The organism is Pseudomonas auratipiscis (genome assembly GCF_036324085.1).
In the GTDB taxonomy this organism is placed as follows: domain Bacteria; phylum Pseudomonadota; class Gammaproteobacteria; order Pseudomonadales; family Pseudomonadaceae; genus Aquipseudomonas; species Aquipseudomonas auratipiscis.
In genome coordinates, this window is sequence record NZ_JAZDCU010000004.1 from 97,587 (window position 1) to 117,425 (window position 19,839).

Annotated in this window: 13 protein-coding genes; 8 read left to right on the forward strand and 5 right to left on the reverse strand. The window is 59.1% G+C overall.

Annotated features, from left to right (window positions below; genetic code table 11):
• Positions 1 to 2 precede the first annotated feature (2 nt).
• Both V0R60_RS07100 and V0R60_RS07105 read right to left on the reverse strand, forming a co-directional pair.
• On the reverse strand, positions 3 to 641 hold the full coding sequence (locus tag V0R60_RS07100) for a LysE family translocator (RefSeq protein ID WP_136474853.1): 639 nt from the start codon (positions 639 to 641) through the stop codon (positions 3 to 5).
• Positions 642 to 665: 24 nt separating this feature from the next.
• On the reverse strand, positions 666 to 1,079 hold the full coding sequence (locus V0R60_RS07105; protein WP_136474852.1) for an NUDIX hydrolase: 414 nt from the start codon (positions 1,077 to 1,079) through the stop codon (positions 666 to 668).
• A 144-nt stretch (positions 1,080 to 1,223) separates the two neighbouring features.
• Between V0R60_RS07105 and V0R60_RS07110 the strand changes: the two genes are divergently transcribed.
• From V0R60_RS07110 to V0R60_RS07120, 3 genes are all read left to right on the forward strand, one after another.
• Complete coding sequence (locus V0R60_RS07110; protein WP_330080166.1) at positions 1,224 to 5,522, forward strand: DEAD/DEAH box helicase; 4,299 nt, start codon at positions 1,224 to 1,226, stop codon at positions 5,520 to 5,522.
• 139 nt (positions 5,523 to 5,661) lie between these two features.
• Positions 5,662 to 7,281, forward strand: a complete 1,620-nt coding sequence (locus V0R60_RS07115) for an FMN-binding glutamate synthase family protein (protein ID WP_136474850.1) — start codon at positions 5,662 to 5,664, stop codon at positions 7,279 to 7,281.
• A 172-nt stretch (positions 7,282 to 7,453) separates the two neighbouring features.
• On the forward strand, positions 7,454 to 8,575 hold the full coding sequence (locus tag V0R60_RS07120) for an OpgC domain-containing protein (RefSeq protein WP_330080167.1): 1,122 nt from the start codon (positions 7,454 to 7,456) through the stop codon (positions 8,573 to 8,575).
• Between the two features lie 45 nt (positions 8,576 to 8,620).
• Here the strand turns inward: V0R60_RS07120 and V0R60_RS07125 are convergent, their stop codons facing one another.
• Positions 8,621 to 10,042 (reverse strand): amino acid permease, encoded by a 1,422-nt coding sequence (locus tag V0R60_RS07125; RefSeq protein WP_136474848.1) that lies wholly within the window; start codon positions 10,040 to 10,042, stop codon positions 8,621 to 8,623.
• Positions 10,043 to 10,480: 438 nt separating this feature from the next.
• Between V0R60_RS07125 and V0R60_RS07130 the strand changes: the two genes are divergently transcribed.
• The 3 genes from V0R60_RS07130 to V0R60_RS07140 all read left to right on the forward strand — a co-directional run bounded on the left by V0R60_RS07130 (position 10,481) and on the right by V0R60_RS07140 (position 15,122).
• Complete coding sequence (locus tag V0R60_RS07130) at positions 10,481 to 13,615, forward strand: transglycosylase domain-containing protein (protein WP_136474847.1); 3,135 nt, start codon at positions 10,481 to 10,483, stop codon at positions 13,613 to 13,615.
• A 170-nt stretch (positions 13,616 to 13,785) separates the two neighbouring features.
• Positions 13,786 to 14,355, forward strand: a complete 570-nt coding sequence (locus V0R60_RS07135) for a PadR family transcriptional regulator (RefSeq protein ID WP_136474846.1) — start codon at positions 13,786 to 13,788, stop codon at positions 14,353 to 14,355.
• Positions 14,352 to 15,122, forward strand: a complete 771-nt coding sequence (locus V0R60_RS07140; protein WP_136474845.1) for a siderophore-interacting protein — start codon at positions 14,352 to 14,354, stop codon at positions 15,120 to 15,122. Before V0R60_RS07135 ends, V0R60_RS07140 begins: the two co-directional genes overlap by 4 nt.
• Before the next feature lie 9 nt (positions 15,123 to 15,131).
• Here V0R60_RS07140 and V0R60_RS07145 read toward each other — a convergent pair whose 3' ends face one another.
• Together V0R60_RS07145 and V0R60_RS07150 are read right to left on the reverse strand one after the other, a co-directional pair.
• Entirely contained in the window at positions 15,132 to 15,785 is a 654-nt protein-coding gene (locus V0R60_RS07145) for a Pr6Pr family membrane protein (protein ID WP_330080168.1), read from the reverse strand.
• 4 nt (positions 15,786 to 15,789) lie between these two features.
• The gene (locus V0R60_RS07150; protein ID WP_136474843.1) at positions 15,790 to 16,014 is read right to left on the reverse strand and encodes a VF530 family protein; all 225 of its coding nucleotides are present in this window, start codon (positions 16,012 to 16,014) and stop codon (positions 15,790 to 15,792) included.
• Positions 16,015 to 16,223: 209 nt separating this feature from the next.
• Here V0R60_RS07150 and V0R60_RS07155 point away from each other — a divergent pair, with 209 nt between their 5' ends.
• Together V0R60_RS07155 and V0R60_RS07160 are read left to right on the forward strand one after the other, a co-directional pair.
• Complete coding sequence (locus V0R60_RS07155) at positions 16,224 to 18,278, forward strand: TonB-dependent receptor (protein WP_330080169.1); 2,055 nt, start codon at positions 16,224 to 16,226, stop codon at positions 18,276 to 18,278.
• Between the two features lie 198 nt (positions 18,279 to 18,476).
• Entirely contained in the window at positions 18,477 to 19,835 is a 1,359-nt protein-coding gene (locus V0R60_RS07160; protein WP_330080170.1) for a carbohydrate porin, read from the forward strand.
• The last annotated feature ends 4 nt before the right edge of the window (positions 19,836 to 19,839 follow it).

The window sequence follows — 19,839 nt, forward strand, 5'->3', positions numbered from 1 at the left end:
CCTCAGGCCAGTTTGCGCTGCTCCTGCACCAGGCGCAGCGCCAGGCCCGCAAGCACAAAGCCCATTACATAGCGTTGCACCATCAGCCACAGCGGATACCGCACGAACCAGGCAGACAAACCGGCGGCGAACACAGCAATCAGCAAATTTACCGTGAAACTCACGGTGATCTGAGTCAGCCCCAAGGTCAGGCTTTGGACCATGAGCGAGCCATGTTCCGGGGAGATGAACTGCGGCAGGATCGACAGGTAGAACATCGCTACCTTGGGGTTGAGCAGACTGGTCAGAAAACCCATCATCATCAGCTTTACCGGCGAATCCGGGGTCAACTCACGTGCCTCGAACGGTGAACGTGCGCCAGGCTTCACCGCTTGCCATGCCATCCACAGTAAATAAGCAGCACCTGCCCATTTGAGCAGGTCGTATCCCAACGGCACGGCCATGAACAACGCAGTCAGGCCCACCGCGGCTGCCGTCATATGTACCAGAAAACCTGCCACTACCCCTACCAGCGAAGTTATCCCCGCCAATCTCCCTTGGCAGATAGAACGTGAAATCAGATAGATCATGTTCGGCCCAGGGGTGAGGACCATCAACAGGGCGGCACCGGTGAACAGTAGCCATTCGTGAACGGGGATCATAGGCATTCCTTTGCAAATGGGCGCTTAGCCAGGCTGGCTGGTCATGGTGCGGTACAGGGGCAAAATCAGGTCTCGGGTCAACGGCGCCAATTCGAGGCTCAGTTGCTTGCGTGCAGAAATCCAGACCACCTCTTCAATCTCGGCAGCAGGCTCGACAGGCATTGAAGTATGCACCTGGAACAGCTCGGCCTGAACTTCAAAACCCGGTTCGTTGGCCGCTGCTGCGCGGAACTGCCCGAGCGGATGGGCGTCCTGGGGGTCGATCTGCAACCCCAGCTCTTCGAACAGTTCACGTGCCAGGGCCACGACCGGCTGTTCGTCGCCCTCGATTTTGCCGCCGGGCTGCATGAAGGCCTGGGTGCCGCGTTTGCGCACCAGCAAGGTTCGGCCTTGTGGGTCGAGAAGGAGCGCAGCGGCAATGCGGATGATTTTGCTCATGGGAGACTCGTGTTTCACAAAGCAGGCAAGGATCACATGCGCGAGGCGTCGTTACAATCCAGTCGCGGGGAAACCCCCTAACGGCGAATGTCCGTCTGACGAACGTAGCTTGCAACACTGCGCCAATAGCCGCATATACCCTTCATGAACCTACCCGCCTTGAACCACCCGGAACTGGACGCTTTCCACCCCGCCGTGCGTGCGTGGTTCCAGCGACGCTTTGCTACCGTGACTGCGGCCCAGACTCGAGCCTGGCCATTGATTCGCCGCGGCCATTCGTTGCTGGTGGCTGCACCCACCGGTTCAGGCAAGACGCTCACGGCCTTTCTGGCGATTCTCAATGAACTGTTCGAGCAGGGATTGGCTAGCGGCCATTTGCCTGATCAAACCCAGGTTATCTATGTCTCGCCACTGAAGGCGCTGTCCAACGATATCCAGATCAACTTGCAAGCACCGCTGGCAGGTATCAATGAAGCTCTGGTCGAACAAGGCGCCGAGCCACTGGCGATTCGCACCGCAGTGCGCAGCGGGGATACCTCGCAGAAAGAACGCACCGCCATGCGCCGCCAGGCACCTCATATTCTGGTGACCACCCCTGAATCCCTTTATGTACTGCTCGGGTCCGAATCTGGACGCCAGGGCCTTGCCCATGTACACACGGTAATCGTCGACGAAATTCATGCCTTGGCTGGAAACAAGCGTGGCAGCCATCTGGCCCTGAGCCTGGAGCGGCTGCAGGCCTTGTGTGGCAAACCGCTGCGCAGGATCGGGCTGTCCGCCACGCAGCGTCCGGTGCAACGGGTGGCCGAGTTTCTGGTGGGTAAAGACCGCTCCTGCGCCATTGTCGATATCGGCCACGCCCGTACTCGCGACCTGGCACTGGAGGTGCCTCCCGTGCCACTGGGCGCGGTTATGGCCACCGATGTCTGGGGCCTGGTCTACGACCGTCTGGCGAGTCTTGCCCGCGAGCACCGCACCACCCTGGTGTTCGTCAACACTCGGCGCTTGGCCGAACGCGTGACCCGGCACTTGAGCGAACGTCTGGGCGCCGAAGCCGTAGCCGCGCACCACGGTAGTCTGGCCAAGGAATATCGCCTGGAGGCCGAACAGCGCCTCAAGCGCGGCGAACTACAGGTGCTGGTTGCCACCGCTTCGCTGGAGCTGGGGATCGACATCGGTGAAGTCGAACTGGTGTGTCAGATTGGTTCGCCAGGGTCGATTGCAGCCTTTTTGCAGCGGGTCGGACGTGCTGGACACCAGGTCGAGGGTACCCCCAAGGGCCGCCTGTTTGCGCTCTCGCGCGACGACCTGATCGAATGTGCAGCGTTGCTCGATAGCGTACGCCGCGGTGAGTTGGACCTGCTGCAAATCCCTCGGGCGCCATTGGATGTACTGGCCCAGCAGATCGTTGCCGAAGTCAGCTGCCAGCCATGGCAGGAGCAGGCGTTGTATGACTGCCTGCGCCAGGCCATGCCCTATGCCGACCTGGACCTGGCGCACTATCAGGCGCTCTTGCGCATGCTCGGTGAGGGCTTCAATGGCCGCCAAGGTATCCGTAGCGCCTACTTGCATCGCGATGCCGTCAACAACAGTCTGCGCGCACGACGAGGCAGCCAACTGACCGCGTTAACCAGCGGCGGCACCATTCCTGACAACGCCGATTATGCGGTCCTACTTGAACCTCAGGGGCTGAACATCGGCAGCGTCAACGAAGACTTTGCCGTGGAGAGTATCGCCGGTGACATCTTCCAACTGGGCAACACTTCCTACCGTATCCTGCGGGTGGAAGCCGGCAAGGTTCGGGTTGAAGATGCCCGGGGCCTGCCGCCGAGCATTCCTTTCTGGCTTGGCGAAGCACCGGGACGCAGCGACGAACTGTCATTCGCCGTCGCTCGTCTGCAGGGCGAAATTGATCAGCGCTTGCGTACCTCAGCGGGGCATTTGCCAGACATTCTCGCCTGGTTGCAGGATGAAATTGGCCTGGCCCCGGACAGTGCCGAGCAATTGCTCGATTATCTGGCCAGCACCTGGAAGGTTTTGGGCGCATTGCCTTCGCAACAGACGCTGATCATGGAGCGTTTTTTCGACGAGTCCGGTGGCACCCAACTGATCATCCATACGCCCTTCGGCAGCAGGATCAATCGTGCCTGGGGCCTGGCGCTGCGCAAACGCTTTTGCCGAACCTTCAATTTCGAACTGCAAGCCGCCGCCAGCGAAGATGCCATCGTGCTGTCGCTATCGGCGAGCCATAGCTTTGCCCTCGACGAGGTGTGGCGCTACCTGCCAAGCAACAACGCCGAGTCGATCCTGATTCAGGCGCTGCTCGATGCACCGCTGTTTGGCGTACGTTGGCGCTGGAACGCAGGCGTGGCGCTGGCCCTGCCACGCTTTGTCGGCGGACGAAAAGTGGCACCGCAGATACAGCGGATGAAAAGCGAAGACCTGATCGCCGCAGTGTTTCCCGATCAGATCGCCTGCCTGGAAAACATCGCAGGCGAACGGCAGATCCCTGATCACCCGCTGGTTGAACAGACACTCGACGACTGTTTGCATCAAGCCATGGACAGTGAAGGCTGGATAGCGTTGTTGCGGCGCATCGAGCAAGGACAGATCAATCTGATCAGCCGTGACCTACCGGCCCCGTCACCCTTGGCCTCGGCGATTCTCAATGCACGCCCCTATACCTTTCTCGATGATGCACCTTTGGAGGAACGTCGTACTCAGGCGGTGCACAGTCGACGCTGGAGTGATGTGCAAGGCAGTGATGACTTGGGTGCCCTGGATCCCGAAGCCATTACGGCGGTACAGAGCGAAGCCTGGCCTGCGCCTACCGGTTGCGATGAAATGCATGAAGCGCTGATGAGCCTGGGCTGTATCAACCAGCATGAAGCATCGGTCAATCCACAATGGCTGACCTGGCTTGAGCAGCTACAGCAGACAGGACGAGCCTGCTGCCTGCAACTGGAAGGCGGCCACACCCTTTGGCTGGCTCGCGAACGGCTGGTTATGTTACGTGCCATCTACCCCCGCGCATCGTTGACCCCTGCCCTCGAGGCCCTGCCTGGTTTCGACCAGCCCATCGACAGTGACGCGGCGCTGGTGGAAATGCTGCGGGCCCGCTTGAGCGGTTTCGGGCCGCTGACGCTGGAGCAGATCAGCGTGCCGTTACAGCTGCCTGTCAGTGGTCTGGCGCAGGCTTTGGCACGTCTTGAGGGCGAAGGCTATGTAATGCGCGGCTATTTCTGTCCTGGTCAACAAAACCTGCAATGGTGCGAGCGGCACCTGTTGGCACGCATACACCGCTACACCGTCAAGCGCCTGCGACGAGAAATCGAGCCCGTCAGCCTGCAGGATTTCATGCGCTTTCTATTCGATTGGCAGCACGTTTCGTCGACCCATCGCCTGCAAGGTCCTGCCGCACTCAGCGAAGCACTCGAGCGGCTCGAAGGCTATCCCGCGGCCGCCTCAGCCTGGGAAAGCGATTTGCTCCCCAGCCGGATCAAGGACTACAGTCCACGCTGGCTGGACGAATCCTGTCGGGCCGGCAAACATGTCTGGGCGCGCCTGGCTCCGGGAGCCGCCAGCACCACTCTGCGCAGTACACCACTGCTGCTGTTGCCTCGCCCGCAACTGAACCTGTGGCGTAGTTTCAGTCCTGTCCTGGATAGCGACGGCCTGAGCCTGCGCGCGCAGCGGGTGCACACCGCTTTGGGCGAACACGGTGCACTATTTTTCGACGAACTGCTCAGCGATGCCCATTTGCTTCCCAGTGAACTGGAAACGGCCCTGCAAGAGTTGGTGGCGGCGGGGCTGGTCAGTGCCGACAGCTTCGCCGGCCTGCGCGCACTGATCACTCCGGCCAGCAAACGTCAGGGGCGCAGTCATCGGCGTGGTCGCGGGGCGCTGTTCGGTGGCATGGAAGACGCTGGACGCTGGGCCTTGCTACGCAAGGTGCACGTTTCGAACAACGCTGATGAGCGCCTGGAGCATATCGCCCGTACCTTGCTGCGCCGCTACGGCGTGATCTGCTGGCGACTGCTGGAGCGCGAGGCCGACTGGTTACCCAACTGGCGCGAACTGCTGCGTTGTTACCATCGACTGGAAGCCCGCGGCGAAATTCGCGGTGGGCGCTTCATCGCGGGCCTGGCGGGCGAGCAATTCGCTTTGCCCGAAGCCGTAGCGTTGATGCGGGCCGCTCGTAGGCGACCACTGGATGACAGCCTGGTCGCCATCAGTGCCAGTGACCCGTTGAACTTGCTCGGTACGCTGCTCCCTGGGAACAAAGTGCCCGCCGTAAGCGGCAACCGTCTGCTGTACCGCGACGGCCTGCCCGCCGCCACTCTGATCGCAGGAAAAATGCAGATACTCGCTGATGTGCAACCGGCCCAGCAGGGTGAACTTCGGGACCGCTTGATCCGTGATCCGCGACACCAGAACGGATAACGCCGGCGAGAATGATTTTCACTACAAACGTCACACCGCAAACGTTCATGTTCATGGGCTAGCGCCGGTGCAACCAACCGGGCTATGGTCGGGGTTTGCCCAGGCCCTGAGCCTGACCGCGCCATAGCAAGGAACCCGTATGAGCCTGTCACTTCTCAGCCGCTACGCCTTTTTCGCCGCTTGTGTGTTGTTCACCCTGGTAAGCCTGCCTTTTCTGCATCACGAGTGGCTTTGGCCATTCACGCTGACCACCGCCGTACTCAGCCTTATCGGCCTGTTCGATCTACTGCAAAGCCGCCACGCGGTACGACGCAACTACCCGATTCTGGGCAACATCCGTTACCTGGTCGAAGGTATTCGTCCGGAAATTCGCCAATACCTGCTGGAAGCCGACAGCGATGCCCTACCCTTCTCCAGGGCGCAGCGTTCGCTGGTTTACTCCCGCGCCAAAAGCGAATCATCCGACAAGCCTTTCGGCACCCTGATCGACGTCTATCAGTCCGGTTTCGAGTTCATCGGCCATTCCATGCGCCCGGCGCCGCTGAGCGATCCCGCAGCTTTCCGGGTGATTGTCGGTGGCCCACAGTGCACTCAACCTTACTCCGCCTCGGTCTTCAATATCTCGGCCATGAGCTTTGGCTCACTCAGCGCCAACGCCATTCGCGCCTTGAACCAGGGGGCCAAGCTGGGCAATTTTGCCCATGACACCGGTGAAGGCAGCATCAGCCCCTATCACCGCGAACATGGCGGCGATCTGACCTGGGAGTTGGGCAGCGGCTATTTCGGCTGCCGTACTGCGGAGGGGCGCTTCGACCCGGAACGTTTCGCCGAACAAGCGCGCAACCCGCAGGTGCGCATGATCGAGATCAAGTTGAGCCAGGGGGCCAAGCCCGGCCATGGCGGCATTCTGCCCAAGCATAAGGTCACACGCGAAATTGCCGAGACGCGCGGAGTGATGATGGGCGAAGACTGCATTTCACCCTCGCGCCACAGCGCCTTTTCCACACCGATCGAGATGATGCAGTTCATCGCCCAGTTGCGCGAGTTGTCAGGCGGCAAACCGGTTGGCTTCAAGTTCTGCCTGGGTCACCCGTGGGAGTTCATGGGCATCGCCAAAGCCATGCTGCAAACCGGCATCCTGCCTGACTTCATCGTCATCGATGGCAAGGAAGGCGGCACCGGCGCAGCGCCAGTGGAGTTCACCGACCATATTGGCGTGCCCCTGCGTGAAGGCCTGCTGTTCGTGCACAACACCCTGGTAGGGCTGAACTTGCGTGACAAGATCAAACTGGGCGCCAGTGGCAAGATCGTCAGTGCCTTCGACATCGCCAGCGTGCTGGCTATTGGTGCCGACTGGGCCAACTCGGCTCGGGGCTTCATGTTCGCAATCGGCTGCATCCAGTCGCAGAGCTGCCATACCAATAAATGCCCCACTGGCGTCGCCACCCAGGATGCCCTGCGCCAGCGCGCACTGGTGGTGCCGGACAAGGCCCAGCGAGTCTTCAGTTTCCACCTGAGCACCCTCAAGGCGCTGGCCGAAATGCTCGCCGCAGCGGGCCTTGATCATCCCTCGCAACTTGAAGCCAAGCATCTGGTCCGGCGCGTCTCGGCCACCGAGATCAAGCTTTTCTCGCAGCTGCATGTATTTCTCAAACCAGGCGAACTGCTCAGCGGAGAGGTCAATGGCGAGTTCTATTCGCGCATGTGGCAAATGGCTCAAGCGGAGAGTTTCGAGCCCCGCAGCGATCTGGCAGCTTGAGTGAACCCTCTAGGCATGTAACGAGAAGTAGAGAATTCCGGCAATTATCGCTTGAGGTAATTGCCGGCATCGCTGGCCATGGTTGCGCCGCCGATCGATCTGGACCGACGGCGCGGAACCGCGACCTGTGGGCATCCATCTCTATTGAAACACCCTCGCCAAGGCTTTGCTCATGAACAACGGTCGCGACCATCGCATCGACTTCTTTCGCGGGTTAGCACTGATTTTCATTTTCTGGGATCACATTCCTGGCAATCCCCTGGCCAACCTGACCGTGCGCAATATTGGTTTGAGCGACGCGGCAGAAATTTTCGTGTTTCTGGCTGGATACGCAGCGGTGCTCGCTTATGGAAAAATAGCCCTGCGTGACGGCTGGTTGGTCGCCTGTGTGCGCATGCTGCGGCGGGCCTGGGTGCTTTATATAGTGCACATCTTCCTGCTCGTGCTGCTGATGGGCATCGTTTTTGTGGCCAACAATCATGTCCAGACTCGCGACATGATTGAGGAAATGGGCCTCTACTATTTCCTCAGTAACCCCCAGCAGGCACTGGTGGATGAACTGTTACTGCGCTTCAAACCCAACCTGATGGACCCTTTGCCGCTGTACATTCTGCTCCTGCTTGGGCTGCCCCTGGTATTGCCAGCGATGCTGCGCAAAATAGAAATTGTCATCGGGCTCTCTACCGCGCTGTATTTACTCGCGCCGATGTTTCAATGGAACCTGGCAGCCCAGGAAGGTGGTGTGTGGTTCTTCAATCCATTGGCTTGGCAACTTCTATTCATTCTAGGTGGCGCCGCGGCCTTACATAACCAGCACCAGCAACCTGCCAAGTTGAGTCCAGTATGGCGACAGCCGCTGTTCATGATTGCGGCTACTTACCTGGCGGTCTGCGCAGTGATTGCCCTGTCCTGGCGCTGGCCGGGGGTTCACGACGCGGTGATGCCAAGGCTACTGGCCGAATGGCTTTACCCGATCAGCAAGACCAACCTGTCCCCCGCCCGTCTCCTGCATTTCCTGGCCCTGGCCTATTGCACGGCCAAACTGCTGCCACAAGGCGAATGGATACACTCCTGGTTGGCCAGGCAAAGTTGTCGAATGGGGCGTTATTCACTGGAAGTGTTCTGCGTGGGCGTGTTGCTCGCGCCCTTGGCAGACATGGGCAATGCCTTGGCAGGCGATCACTGGTCGATGCAAGTGCTGACTGCACTGCTGGGAGTGGGCTTGATGGTATTGCTGGCGGCCTGGCTTGATCTGAACAAGCGCTTGAACCAGCCGATACAAGTACCGGCCTGAAGCCCGCTCCCTAAAGGAGCGGGCTTGCTCCGCGATTTCGTTACATCACGACGCAGAACGCGCCAACTGAACGTTGTCAGCTTTTGGCGCCAGTTTGAAGGCGTAGTAGAGCACCGTCAGCATCACCAGGAACGCTGGGCCAATGTACAGTGCCACGCGGGTCTCCTCGAAGTAGGCCATCAGGCCAACCACAAGAATGAGGAACGCCAAGGCCAGGTAGGAGCTCAGCGGCCACAGCCACATACGGTATTTCAACGCGGCACGTTCGGCAGTGCTCAGGCCAGCACGGAATTTCAACTGTGCCAACAGGATCATTACCCAGGTCCAGATTGCCCCGAAGGTTGCAATGGCAGTTACCCAGACAAAGACTTTTTCCGGTACCAAGTAATTGGCCAGAACGCCCAGCAGCAAGGCAGCGATGGACAACAGCAAGGCATTACGCGGCACGCCATTGCTCGAGGTACGGGCAAAAGTCGCCGGAGCCTGACCGTTTTGCGCCAGGCTGTAGAGCATGCGCCCGGTGCTGAAGATACCGCCGTTGCACGACGACAACGCAGCGGTAATCACCACGAAGTTGATGATACCGGCAGCCGTCTTGATGCCCAGACGTTCGAAAGTCATGACGAACGGGCTGCCCTGGCTGCCGATTTCGTTCCATGGGTAGATCGACAGGATCACGAACAGTGCGCCGACATAGAACAGCAAAATGCGCCAGAACACCGAGCCGATGGCCTGGGGAATGGTCTTTTGCGGGTTGCGTGCTTCACCGGCGGTCAGGCCGATCATTTCTACGCCCAGGTAGGCGAACATCACCATCTGCAACGACATCAGCACGCCGGTCACGCCATTTGGCATGAAACCGCCGTTGCTCCAGAGGTTGGAGACACCCACTGCCACACCTTCATTGCCGAAACCGAAAGCAATGACGCCAATGCCGCCCAGAACCATGGCAATAATGGTGACGATCTTGATCAGGGCAAACCAGAACTCGAACTCGCCGAAAGCCTTGACTGCAATCAGGTTGATTGCGCCCATGCTGCCCAACGCCGCCAAGGCCCAGATCCAGCGCGGTACGTCAGGGAACCAGATGCCCATATAGATGGCGACTGCGGTGATCTCTGCCACGCACGTTACCAGCCACAGGAACCAGTAGTTCCAGCCAGTCAGAAAGCCCGCCAACGGGCCAAGGTAGTCTTGAGCATAACGGCTGAAAGAGCCTGCGACCGGATTGTGTACGGCCATTTCACCGAGGGCACGCATGATCACCAGGATCGCAAGACCACCGATGATGTAAGACAGCATGATTGCCGGTCCGGCCATTTCAATGGCTTTGGCCGACCCCAGGAACAGGCCGACACCGATACAGGCGCCCAGCGCCATCAGGCGAATATGTCGCTCGCCGAGTTCTCGCTTGAGTGGGCCGCCCTGAGCGGTCTCACCGTGAGAAGGATGGTTGCCGACTGGCATAGAAATACAACCTCATTTTGTTATTGGATATAGACCGTTCGTGCTGGCGTGGTACCACCGATAGGCTAGGTACGCTGCCTTGCCGGGCACCACCTTGTGAGCGGTCCCGTCCGCAAACATGCAAGCTGTCGGCGAAGCGAAAGGGGCGAGCAGTATAGAAAGGCCCCTACAGGGCATTTCACTATAAAAAGCGTGATATTCGGAAAGAACTCTCGGCAAAGACCGCCTTCACAGAGGGGCATTCCCCGTGTTTTCTCCATGCACTCAAAAAGGGCGGCTAACATAGCACCAAAAGAGGGCATTACAACCTCCACCAAAGGCGCAATTCCTGCTGAGGTTTTGGAAAAGACCTACAACGTTTACAAATTTTTCACCATATCCGCTCACCGTCTAAGCTTCAGGCAAGCAATACGAAAATACGTAGCCGGGCTGAAAACTATGGGCGCATTGTGGCAATCGGAACCAAAGAGTAAGGAAACTCCCACTGAACCTCTTGAAGAATCGCCATTGCCGAAAAGCCCTCGCCAACGTCGTTTATGGTGGCGGCTGTTCTGGGTAGTGTTGCTGCTCGCCCTGATCGCACTGGGTCTTGCCGTCGCCAACGAAATGCACACCTCTCGCCTGCAATCACGCGAACTGAGTCAACTCGCGTCGACCTTGACCTACTCGCTGCAGCCTGGACCGAGCGACGCGATCATTTACCCTGGTGACGGACCGTTCGACAAACGCCTGGGCTATAGCGCATTGGGAGACTTCCTTCCGCGACTACTCAAGCGCGACTATGTGATCAGCGAACAAGTGCACTTCTCCCCCGCCTTAATGAACTACACAGAGCACGGTTTCTTCGTGCCCTATAAAGAGAAGATCCAGACTGGCCTTTCGATTACCGACTGCAAAGGCGATGTGCTGTACCAATATCACTACCCGCAGTATCTCTATCCAGACTTCGACTCCATCCCTTCAGTGATCGTCAACAGCCTGCTATTCATCGAAAACCGCGACCTGCTCGACCCTGACGACCCCAATGCCAACCCAGCAGTGGATTGGCCGCGTTTTGCCAAGGCGGCATACAGTCAGGTGGCCAAATACCTGGCCCTGCCCGGCCAGTCCGCCGGTGGCAGCACCCTGGCCACCCAGCTGGAAAAATACCGGCATTCGCCAGACGGTCTCACCGTCTCGGGCGGCGAGAAAATCCGCCAGATGATTTCAGCCAGCGTGCGTGCCTACCAGGGCGGCCCGCAAACCATAGAAGCGCGCCAACGCATTGTGCGTGACTACCTCAACAGCGTTCCGCTTTCAGCCGTTCCCGGCCACGGCGAAGTGCATGGCATGGCCGAGGGCCTGAGGGTCTGGTACGGCGCGGATTTCGCTCAGGTCAATCAGGCCCTGGCGGCAACCGAGACCGATCCTGCGAGCATGGCCGCACGCGGCCTGGCATTGCGCCAAGTGCTGTCATTGATGATTGCCCAGCGCCGTCCTTCGCATTTTCTGTCGAAAGGGCGAAATGAACTGGCCGAATTGACCGATAGTCACATCCGCGTTCTGGCGGCCAGCAACGTTATCGATCGCCCCCTCGCTGACGCCGCGCTGGCAAGCAAAGCGATCTATCGCGACTGGGTAGCCCAACCGACCATCCAGCCCATCGTTACCAACAAGGGCATCAGTGTGGCCCGCAGTCGCCTGTCCCTGGCGTTGGCTCGCCCCCTGTACGATCTTGACCGCCTCGACCTGTCTGCCACCAGCACCTTGCAATCGGACTTGCAGGGACAAGTCAGCCAATACCTGAAGGATCTGGCCGACCCGGCCATTGCCGAGAAGCTCGGCCTGTTTGGCGAGCGCTTGTTGACCCCGACCAGCACAACCCAGGTGCGCTACAGCTTCACCTTGCTCGAACGCACCGCCAATGGCTCACGGGTGCGGGTGCAAACCGACAGCACCGACCAACCCTTCGACATAAACGAGGGCAGCAAGCTGGAACTGGGCTCCACCGCCAAGTTGCGTGTGCTTACCAGCTATCTGGAGATCATCGCGGAACTGCATGACAAATACGCAGCCACTGCATCGGCGGACCTGAAGAAAGTCGAGGTCGCCGAGTTGGATTTCATCACCCGCTGGGCCATCGACTACCTGATTCAGAACAAGGACCGTAACATCACTGCAATGTTGGATGCGGCCCTCAACCGCAAGTACTCCGCCAGCCCGGGTGAGGCGTTCTTTACCGGCGGTGGCATGCACGTGTTCAACAACTTTCGCAAGGAGGACAACAGCCGCATCCCGACACTCAAGGACGCCCTTCGCGAATCGATCAACTTGCCATTCATCCGCTTGATGCGTGATCTGGTGCGCTACAGCACCTATCAGACACCAGGCAGCAGTATCAAACTGCTCAAAGATGATGCCGAACCTCGCCGCCAGGAATACCTGGCTCGTTTCGCCGACAAGGAAGGCACCGACTACCTGCGCAGGTTCTGGAAAAAGTACCAACGCAAATCCTCGCAACAGCGTCTGGACACGTTTCTCGACAGCCTGCGAATTACGCCCATCCGCCTCGCTGCCGTCCACCGCTACCTGTTTCCGGAGGCCGACCAGGCCACCTTCAACGCCTTCGTCCGCGCCCACCTGAAAAAGGAGCTGCAGGAAACCAAGCGCGCACCGACCAAGCAGGACACAGTAACCGACAAGCGCCTGGACGATATGTACTACGCGTATGGCCCTGGCAAATTCGACCTGCCTGACCAAGGTTTTGTCGCCAAGGTCCACCCGCTGGACCTGTGGTTGCTGGGCTACCTGTTGAACAACCCCACGGCCAGCTTTCAGGATGCCGTGCAGGCCAGTCAGTTCGAGCGTCAAGAAGTCTACGGTTGGTTGTTCAAAAGTCGCCACAAGGGCGCTCGCGACAGCCGCATTCGTACCCTGGTCGAGATCGAGGCCTTTCTCGATATTCATCGCCGCTGGAAACGCGTCGGTTATCCCTTCGACCATCTGGTCCCTTCGCTCGCTACCGCCATCGGCAGTTCCGGCGATCGTCCGGCTGCACTGGCAGAGCTGATCGGGATCATTCAGAACGATGGCATCCGTTTGCCGACACTGCGCATCGATACCCTGCACTTCGCCGCCGATACGCCATATGAAACCCGCCTGGCAGGTGATCCGGACCTAGGCCAGCGCGTATTGTCGGTGGAAGTTGCACAGGCGTTGCGCGGCGCCCTGTCACAAGTGGTCGATGCCGGTACAGCACGACGGGTATCCGGAAGTTTCAAGCTCAACGATGGCACGCCAATGGTCATGGGAGGCAAAACCGGCACCGGAGACAACCGTCTCGAAAGCTGGGGCGCGGGGGGGCGACTACTGGGGTCCAAGGCGATCAACCGCACCGCAACCTTTGTGTTTTTTCTTGGCGACAACCACTTCGGTACCCTCACCGCCTTCGTACCCGGGCGTGCTGCCGAATCCTTCAAGTTCACCTCGGCCCTGCCGGTGCAGGTGCTCAAAGGTATGGCCCCGATCCTCACGCCCTACTTGCAACCCGGTAGCCATACCCTGTGTAAAGCGCCGCAAGTGGCGCAAAAGTAGCGCTTTGCAACCTACGCCCAGGCTCAACAACGTGCCCGGGCGTTGACTGGTTCGGCACGACTGCTCATCACTTCAACGCCCATTATGAGAAATATTCTCAATCTCATGCTTGCAATAAGATATATCTTGAGTAGTATCTAAAGATATATCTAACGCAAACGGAGATTTCCATGCGTGACCATCACACCCACCGTGACCACGGCGACCGCCATGACGGTCAGGAGCGTCGGCACAGCCGCGAGCGTGGCGACCGCGGCCCACGGGTCTTCGCTCCGGGCGACCTGAAACTGCTCCTGCTGTCGATGCTTACTGAACAGCCCCGCCACGGTTACGACCTGATCCGCCAGATCGAAAGCCTATTCGGCGGCAACTACAGCCCGAGCCCGGGCGTTATCTATCCAACCCTTACTTTTCTTGAAGAAAGCGAACTGATCGTCGGTCAGGTGCAAGGCAGCAAGAAGCTCTACAGCGTCACCCCGGCAGGTGTGCAATCGCTGGCCGAGCAAGCCATAGCGCTGGACGGCGTGCGCATGCGCATTGAAGTCAGCAAGCGCTCCCTATGCGGACACGATCGCCCCCAGGAAATTCACGAAGCAGTACACAACCTGCGCCATGCCCTGCAGATGCACAGTGGCCGCTGGAGTCCGGAAGAAATCGAGCGAGTGCGTAGTTTGCTCAACAACACCGCCAAAGCCATCGTCGCAGGACCGCCTGCGACTGTTACGGAGAACCCGCAATGAGTGTCAGCGAAAACCACGCGATCCATCGCGTGAACCATGAGATCAAACAGCGTCGCCTCGACGTGCTGCGCGTTACTGATTTAACCCCACGCATGCGCCGCATAACCTTGGGTGGGCCGCAGTTACAAGGGTTCACCAGCGTTGGCAGCGACGATCACGTCAAACTGATGTTCGCCTGTTCGCCAGCAGAACAAGCTGCGCTGGACAACCTCGATTTCAGTCGCGAGGGCGTGCGTCCAACCATGCGTGAGTACACCCCGCGACGCATCGATCTGGACGCCGGTGAGCTGGATATCGATTTTGTTCTGCACGGCGACGGCCCTGCCTCGACTTGGGCTGCCCAGGCCGAAGTCGGCCAGGTCCTGAACATTGCCGGGCCACGCAGTTCGATGGTGGTACCGGATATCTTCGACAGTTATCTGCTGATCGGCGATGAAACAGCGATCCCGGCCATTGCTCGACGGCTGGAAGAGTTACCCGCCACCCGTAAGGTGCTTGCGATCATCGAAATCGAAGATGCCGAAGAACAACAGCCGCTGCAAACTCAAGCACAGCTGGACGTGATCTGGGTTGAACGCCACCAGCAGAGTTTGCTGGAGGTGCTGCAGGAACTGAGCCTTCCCCAAGGTCAGTTGTACGCCTGGGTCGCGCTGGAAAAAGCACTGACGCGTAAAGCCAAGCGCTTGTTGATCGACGACAAAGGGCTCAAGGACGATCAGGTAAAGGCTGCCGCCTATTGGCGACTGGACCCTACCGACAACGATTGACAGGCACCATCAGGGTTGCGTCCTGGCTTTGGCCAGGCGCCCGCCCTGCCAGCGATCCAGGCCTATAACCAGCAGACCAATGACGATAAAGCCGACAAGAATCGCCAATGCATTGAGCAGCACCTGGCCATAACCAAGCTTGACCACATCAAAGAAAGGATAGGGATAAGCCCCGATCGACTGCCCGCGCAACAGCGCATAGGCAAAATACCCCACCGGATACAACAACCAGGCACCCAGGTGCTTGAGCCGAAGGCTGCCCTTTTCTACGCAGCACCACCAGTAGATGACAAACACCACGGGCATGACATCGTGCAATAACTCATCGGCGAGCCACTGCCAGCCTTGCGGATGCCACAGGTGGCGCAACAAAAGACTGTAGGCAAGCCCGACCAGCACGATACTGGCAGTTACACCGGAACTGACTGCAGGGGCGAGAAAAAAATCTCGCGCGCGACCAGGCTTGCCGAACGCAGCATGGCTCAGCACCACTGCCACCAGGGTATTGCTCAATACCGTGAAGTAACTGAAATACGTGATCAGGCCGCCGATCAGGCTTGCCTGTTCATCCCAGCGCGCCAGCAGTACCAAGTACAGCTGGATCGCCAACGCGCTCCAACCGAGGATGGCTGCCAGGCCGACAAAGACCTCGCGCCAAATCATGCTGTTAACGGCGACCGCGCTGCAACTTCACGTACAACCGCTCGACTTTCTCCCGGGCCCAAGGTGTGCGGCGCAGAAACGTCAGGCTCGACTTGATGCTTGGGTCGCTCTTGAAGCAGCGAATGTCGATGCGCTCGGCCAACCCTTCCCATTGGTAATGCTCCACCAGCGCGGTAAGGATCTGCTCCAGGGTTACACCATGCAGTGGATTGGGGGTGGCTGTGGTCATGCCTGTACTCCAGCGAATCAAAGGTGCGCACCTTAGCCCAGGGGTGAGCTGACTACAAACATTCTAGTGCAGGCTCGCTTGCTTCAGCGCCAGGCGATGAAAAGCTACGTCGTAGAGCACACCCCGGCATAAAAATCCCTCAGCGAAAATGACAAAGGGAATGTTATATTGTATCAATACTAAAACACTGCCTAGGAAACTCGCTGACCATGCGTCGCTTGCCGCTTCGACACTCCCCCCTTACCGCCGCCCTCTTACTGGCTTCACCATTGAGCCAGGCCGTGGAGCTTGACCCTCAACTCATTACAGCCAACCCATTGGGCAACAGCACCTTGGCCGCCCCCAGTACGGTGCTCGAAGGTGACGAACTGACCCTGCAACAGAAAGGCAGCCTCGGCCAGACCCTGAGCAATCAGCCCGGCATCGCCTCGACCTGGTTCGGACCCGGCGCCAGCCGCCCGGTAATTCGTGGTTTGGATGGCGACCGCATTCGTATTTTGCGCAACGGCGTAGGCGCCCTGGACGCCTCATCCCTTTCCTACGACCACGCCGTACCGCTGGACCCCGCGACCGTGGAGCGCATCGAAATCGTGCGTGGCCCGGCCGCCCTGCTCTACGGGGGTAACGCCATTGGCGGGGTCGTGAACAGCTTCGATAACCGCATCCCCACCTCTCCCATCGACGGTATCCACGGTGCCGGGGAGTTACGTTATGGCGGTGCCGACACCACCCGCAGCAGCGCCGGCAAGCTGGAAGCAGGCGATGGACGCTTTGCCTTGCACATGGATGCCAATAGTCGGCAGTTCAACGACCTGCGCATTCCCGGCTACGCGCGCAGTTCCAAGGTTCGCGATGCCGATGACCCAGGTAGCCGACATAAACTCGACAACAGCGACGGCCGCCAGGACGGTGGCGCTATCGGGGGCGCCTACCATTGGGACCATGGCTACACCGGCCTGTCGTACAGTCGTTACGACTCCAACTATGGTTCGGTGGCGGAGCCGGGCGTGCGCCTGGACATGCAACAGGATCACTACGGCTTCGCTTCAGAGCTGCGTGATCTTGATGGCCCTTTCAGTTCAGTGAAATTCGATGCCGGCTACACCGATTACCAACACCGCGAGCTGGAAGGCGGTGAGGTTCATACCACGTTCAAGAACAAAGGATACGAAGCTCGGGTAGAAGCCCGGCATCAGCCTTTGGGACCCGTAGAAGGCGTGATCGGGGCTCAAGTCAGTCGTAACGAGTTTTCCGCCCTCGGCGAAGAAGCCTTTGTGCCGCAGACCGACACCAACAGCGTTGCACTGTTCATGCTCGAGCAATGGCAAGCCACCGAGCGCCTGAACCTGAGCCTGGGTGGACGCCTGGAGCACACGCGGGTGGATCCCGACAGCCAGGGCAGCGAACGCTTCGCCCATGCCGACAGCGCCAGCAGCTTCACCGCCGCCAGCCTGTCGTCCGGTGCGGTTTATGAGTTGACGCCCATCTGGTCGCTGGCAGCGACGTTGGGTTATACCGAACGTGCACCGACGTTCTACGAGCTGTACGCCAACGGCGCTCACGTCGCTACGGGTACCTATGAGGTCGGCGATCCAGACCTGGGCAAAGAAAAAGCGATTTCCAGTGACCTGGCCTTACGTTTCGACAATGGCGTGCACAAAGGCAGCGTCGGGGTTTTCTACAGTCATTTCCGCAACTACATCGGCCTGCTGGCGAGTGGCAACATGCGTGAAGGTCACGACCACGATCATGGTGATCATGATCATGACCATGACCACGATCACGACCACGCCGCTGACGTTCCCGAGTACCTGTACAAAGGCGTACGCGCCCGCTTCTATGGCATCGAGGCCCAGGACCGTTGGCAACTGGCCGAAAATCACTTGGGCAGCTTTGCCTTGGAGCTATCCGGCGACTATACCCGGGCCAAAAACCTAGACACCGGAGAAGACCTGCCACGTATCGCTCCTCTGCGCTTGAACAGCGGTCTGGTGTGGGATCTGAACCGCTGGCAGGCACGGTTTGACGTGCAGCATGCCAGCGCCCAGCACCGTAAACCAGCCAACGAAACCAGCACCGATGGCTACACCACGTTGGGGGCCAGTCTGGGCTATCGTTTCGACGTCGGCCAAAGCCAATGGCTGGCATTTGTTCGCGGCGAAAATCTCACCGATCAGACCGTGCGTTACGCAAGCTCGATCCTGCGCGACATCGCACCTGCACCCGGCCGCAGTGTTGAAGTAGGCTTGCGCACCGCCTTCTGATGACCGCCGTTGCCGGACTGTTACCAATCCGGCAACGGTGCCTCTTGGTGAATTGACTTTTTTTCTTACACATTCATCTATATCCTCCCCGCCTCACGCTGAACCGGTTCAGTTTATCCCCTACTACCCTATCGCCGCCGATCTCCACGGTAGGGTGTATCTGTCGTTTTTTCTATAATCAAAAGATAGCGCTATCTCATGCCTCAGATTCAACGTTTTCGCATTTCTCCCAACACCCGAGCGCGGCTTTCGGGTCTGGTCATTGCCAGCTTGGCCCCCTGCACTCAGGCCGCAGCGATGTTCGCCAGCGACTCACCATGGATGCTTGGCGATTGGGACGGCAACCGCACGGAGCTTGCCGAGCGCGGCTATGACTTCACCCTGGGCTACACCGGCGAAACAGGCGCAAACCTTCACGGCGGTTATGACGATGACACAAGCGCTCGCTACAGCGGGCAGTTCACCCTGGGCACGCACCTGGATTTGCAGAAAATTTTCGGCTGGCAGGACAGCGAGTTCCAATTGACCGTTACCCAGCGTCATGGCGACAACATCAGCAACGACCGCATCAATGATCCGCGGGTCGGCGGCTTCACGTCTGCGCAGGAGGTGTGGGGACGCGGCCAAACCTGGCGTCTGACCCAGATGTGGATCAAGCAGAAATATTTCGACGGTGCCCTGGATGTGAAATTCGGCCGCTTCGGTCAGGGCGAAGATTTCAACAGCTTTCCCTGCGACTTCCAGAACCTGGCCTTCTGTGGCTCTCAGGTGGGTAACTGGGCCGGCGACATCTGGTACAACTGGCCGGTCAGCCAGTGGGCCTTGCGGGTCAAATACAACCTCACGCCCGAACTTTACGCACAGATCGGTGCCTACGAACAGAACCCGTCGAACCTGGACCGCAACAACGGCTTCAAGCTCAGTGGCAGCGGTACTCAAGGGGCCGTAATGCCGGTCGAACTGGTATGGACGCCGGCAATCGGCAGTCTGCCAGGGGAATATCGCGCGGGTTACTACTACAGTAATGCCAAGGCAACTGATGTCTACAAGGACAGCAACGACCAGCCAGCAGCACTGAGCGGTCAGGCTTACCGCAGCAGTTCGAGCAAGCACGGCTTCTGGCTGGGTGCCCAGCAGCAGTTGACGTCGCTGGCCTCCGACCATTCCCGTGGCCTGAGCGTGTTTGCCAATGCCACGCTGCATGACAAGAAGACCAACGCCATCGACAACTACGTTTCAGCAGGTGTGGTGTACAAGGGGCCCTTCGATGCCCGCGCCAAGGACGACATCGGTTTCGCCCTGGCCCGTGTGCACGTCAACCCTGCCTACCGCAAGAACGCCAAGGCGCTGAACCAGGCCAATGCTGTCAGCGACTACAACGACCCCCTGTTTCGCCCGATCCAGGATACCGAGTACAGCGCCGAGCTGTACTACGGCATTCACCTGGCCGACTGGCTGACCGTACGCCCGAACCTGCAGTACATCCGTCACCCTGGTGGTGTTAGCCAGGTCGACGACGCGCTGATCGGCGGGATCAAACTTCAGAGCAGTTTTTAATCGC

Coding starts and splice junctions, on each gene's coding strand:
- V0R60_RS07100 (WP_136474853.1), bottom strand. CDS start 641: ATGATCCCCGTTCACGAATGGCTACTGTTCACCGGTGCCGCCCTGTTG.
- V0R60_RS07110 (WP_330080166.1), top strand. CDS start 1,224: ATGAACCTACCCGCCTTGAACCACCCGGAACTGGACGCTTTCCACCCC.
- V0R60_RS07145 (WP_330080168.1), bottom strand. CDS start 15,785: ATGATTTGGCGCGAGGTCTTTGTCGGCCTGGCAGCCATCCTCGGTTGG.
- V0R60_RS07115 (WP_136474850.1), top strand. CDS start 5,662: ATGAGCCTGTCACTTCTCAGCCGCTACGCCTTTTTCGCCGCTTGTGTG.
- V0R60_RS07155 (WP_330080169.1), top strand. CDS start 16,224: ATGCGTCGCTTGCCGCTTCGACACTCCCCCCTTACCGCCGCCCTCTTA.
- V0R60_RS07140 (WP_136474845.1), top strand. CDS start 14,352: ATGAGTGTCAGCGAAAACCACGCGATCCATCGCGTGAACCATGAGATC.
- V0R60_RS07130 (WP_136474847.1), top strand. CDS start 10,481: ATGGGCGCATTGTGGCAATCGGAACCAAAGAGTAAGGAAACTCCCACT.
- V0R60_RS07105 (WP_136474852.1), bottom strand. CDS start 1,079: ATGAGCAAAATCATCCGCATTGCCGCTGCGCTCCTTCTCGACCCACAA.
- V0R60_RS07150 (WP_136474843.1), bottom strand. CDS start 16,014: ATGACCACAGCCACCCCCAATCCACTGCATGGTGTAACCCTGGAGCAG.
- V0R60_RS07120 (WP_330080167.1), top strand. CDS start 7,454: ATGAACAACGGTCGCGACCATCGCATCGACTTCTTTCGCGGGTTAGCA.
- V0R60_RS07125 (WP_136474848.1), bottom strand. CDS start 10,042: ATGCCAGTCGGCAACCATCCTTCTCACGGTGAGACCGCTCAGGGCGGC.
- V0R60_RS07160 (WP_330080170.1), top strand. CDS start 18,477: ATGCCTCAGATTCAACGTTTTCGCATTTCTCCCAACACCCGAGCGCGG.
- V0R60_RS07135 (WP_136474846.1), top strand. CDS start 13,786: ATGCGTGACCATCACACCCACCGTGACCACGGCGACCGCCATGACGGT.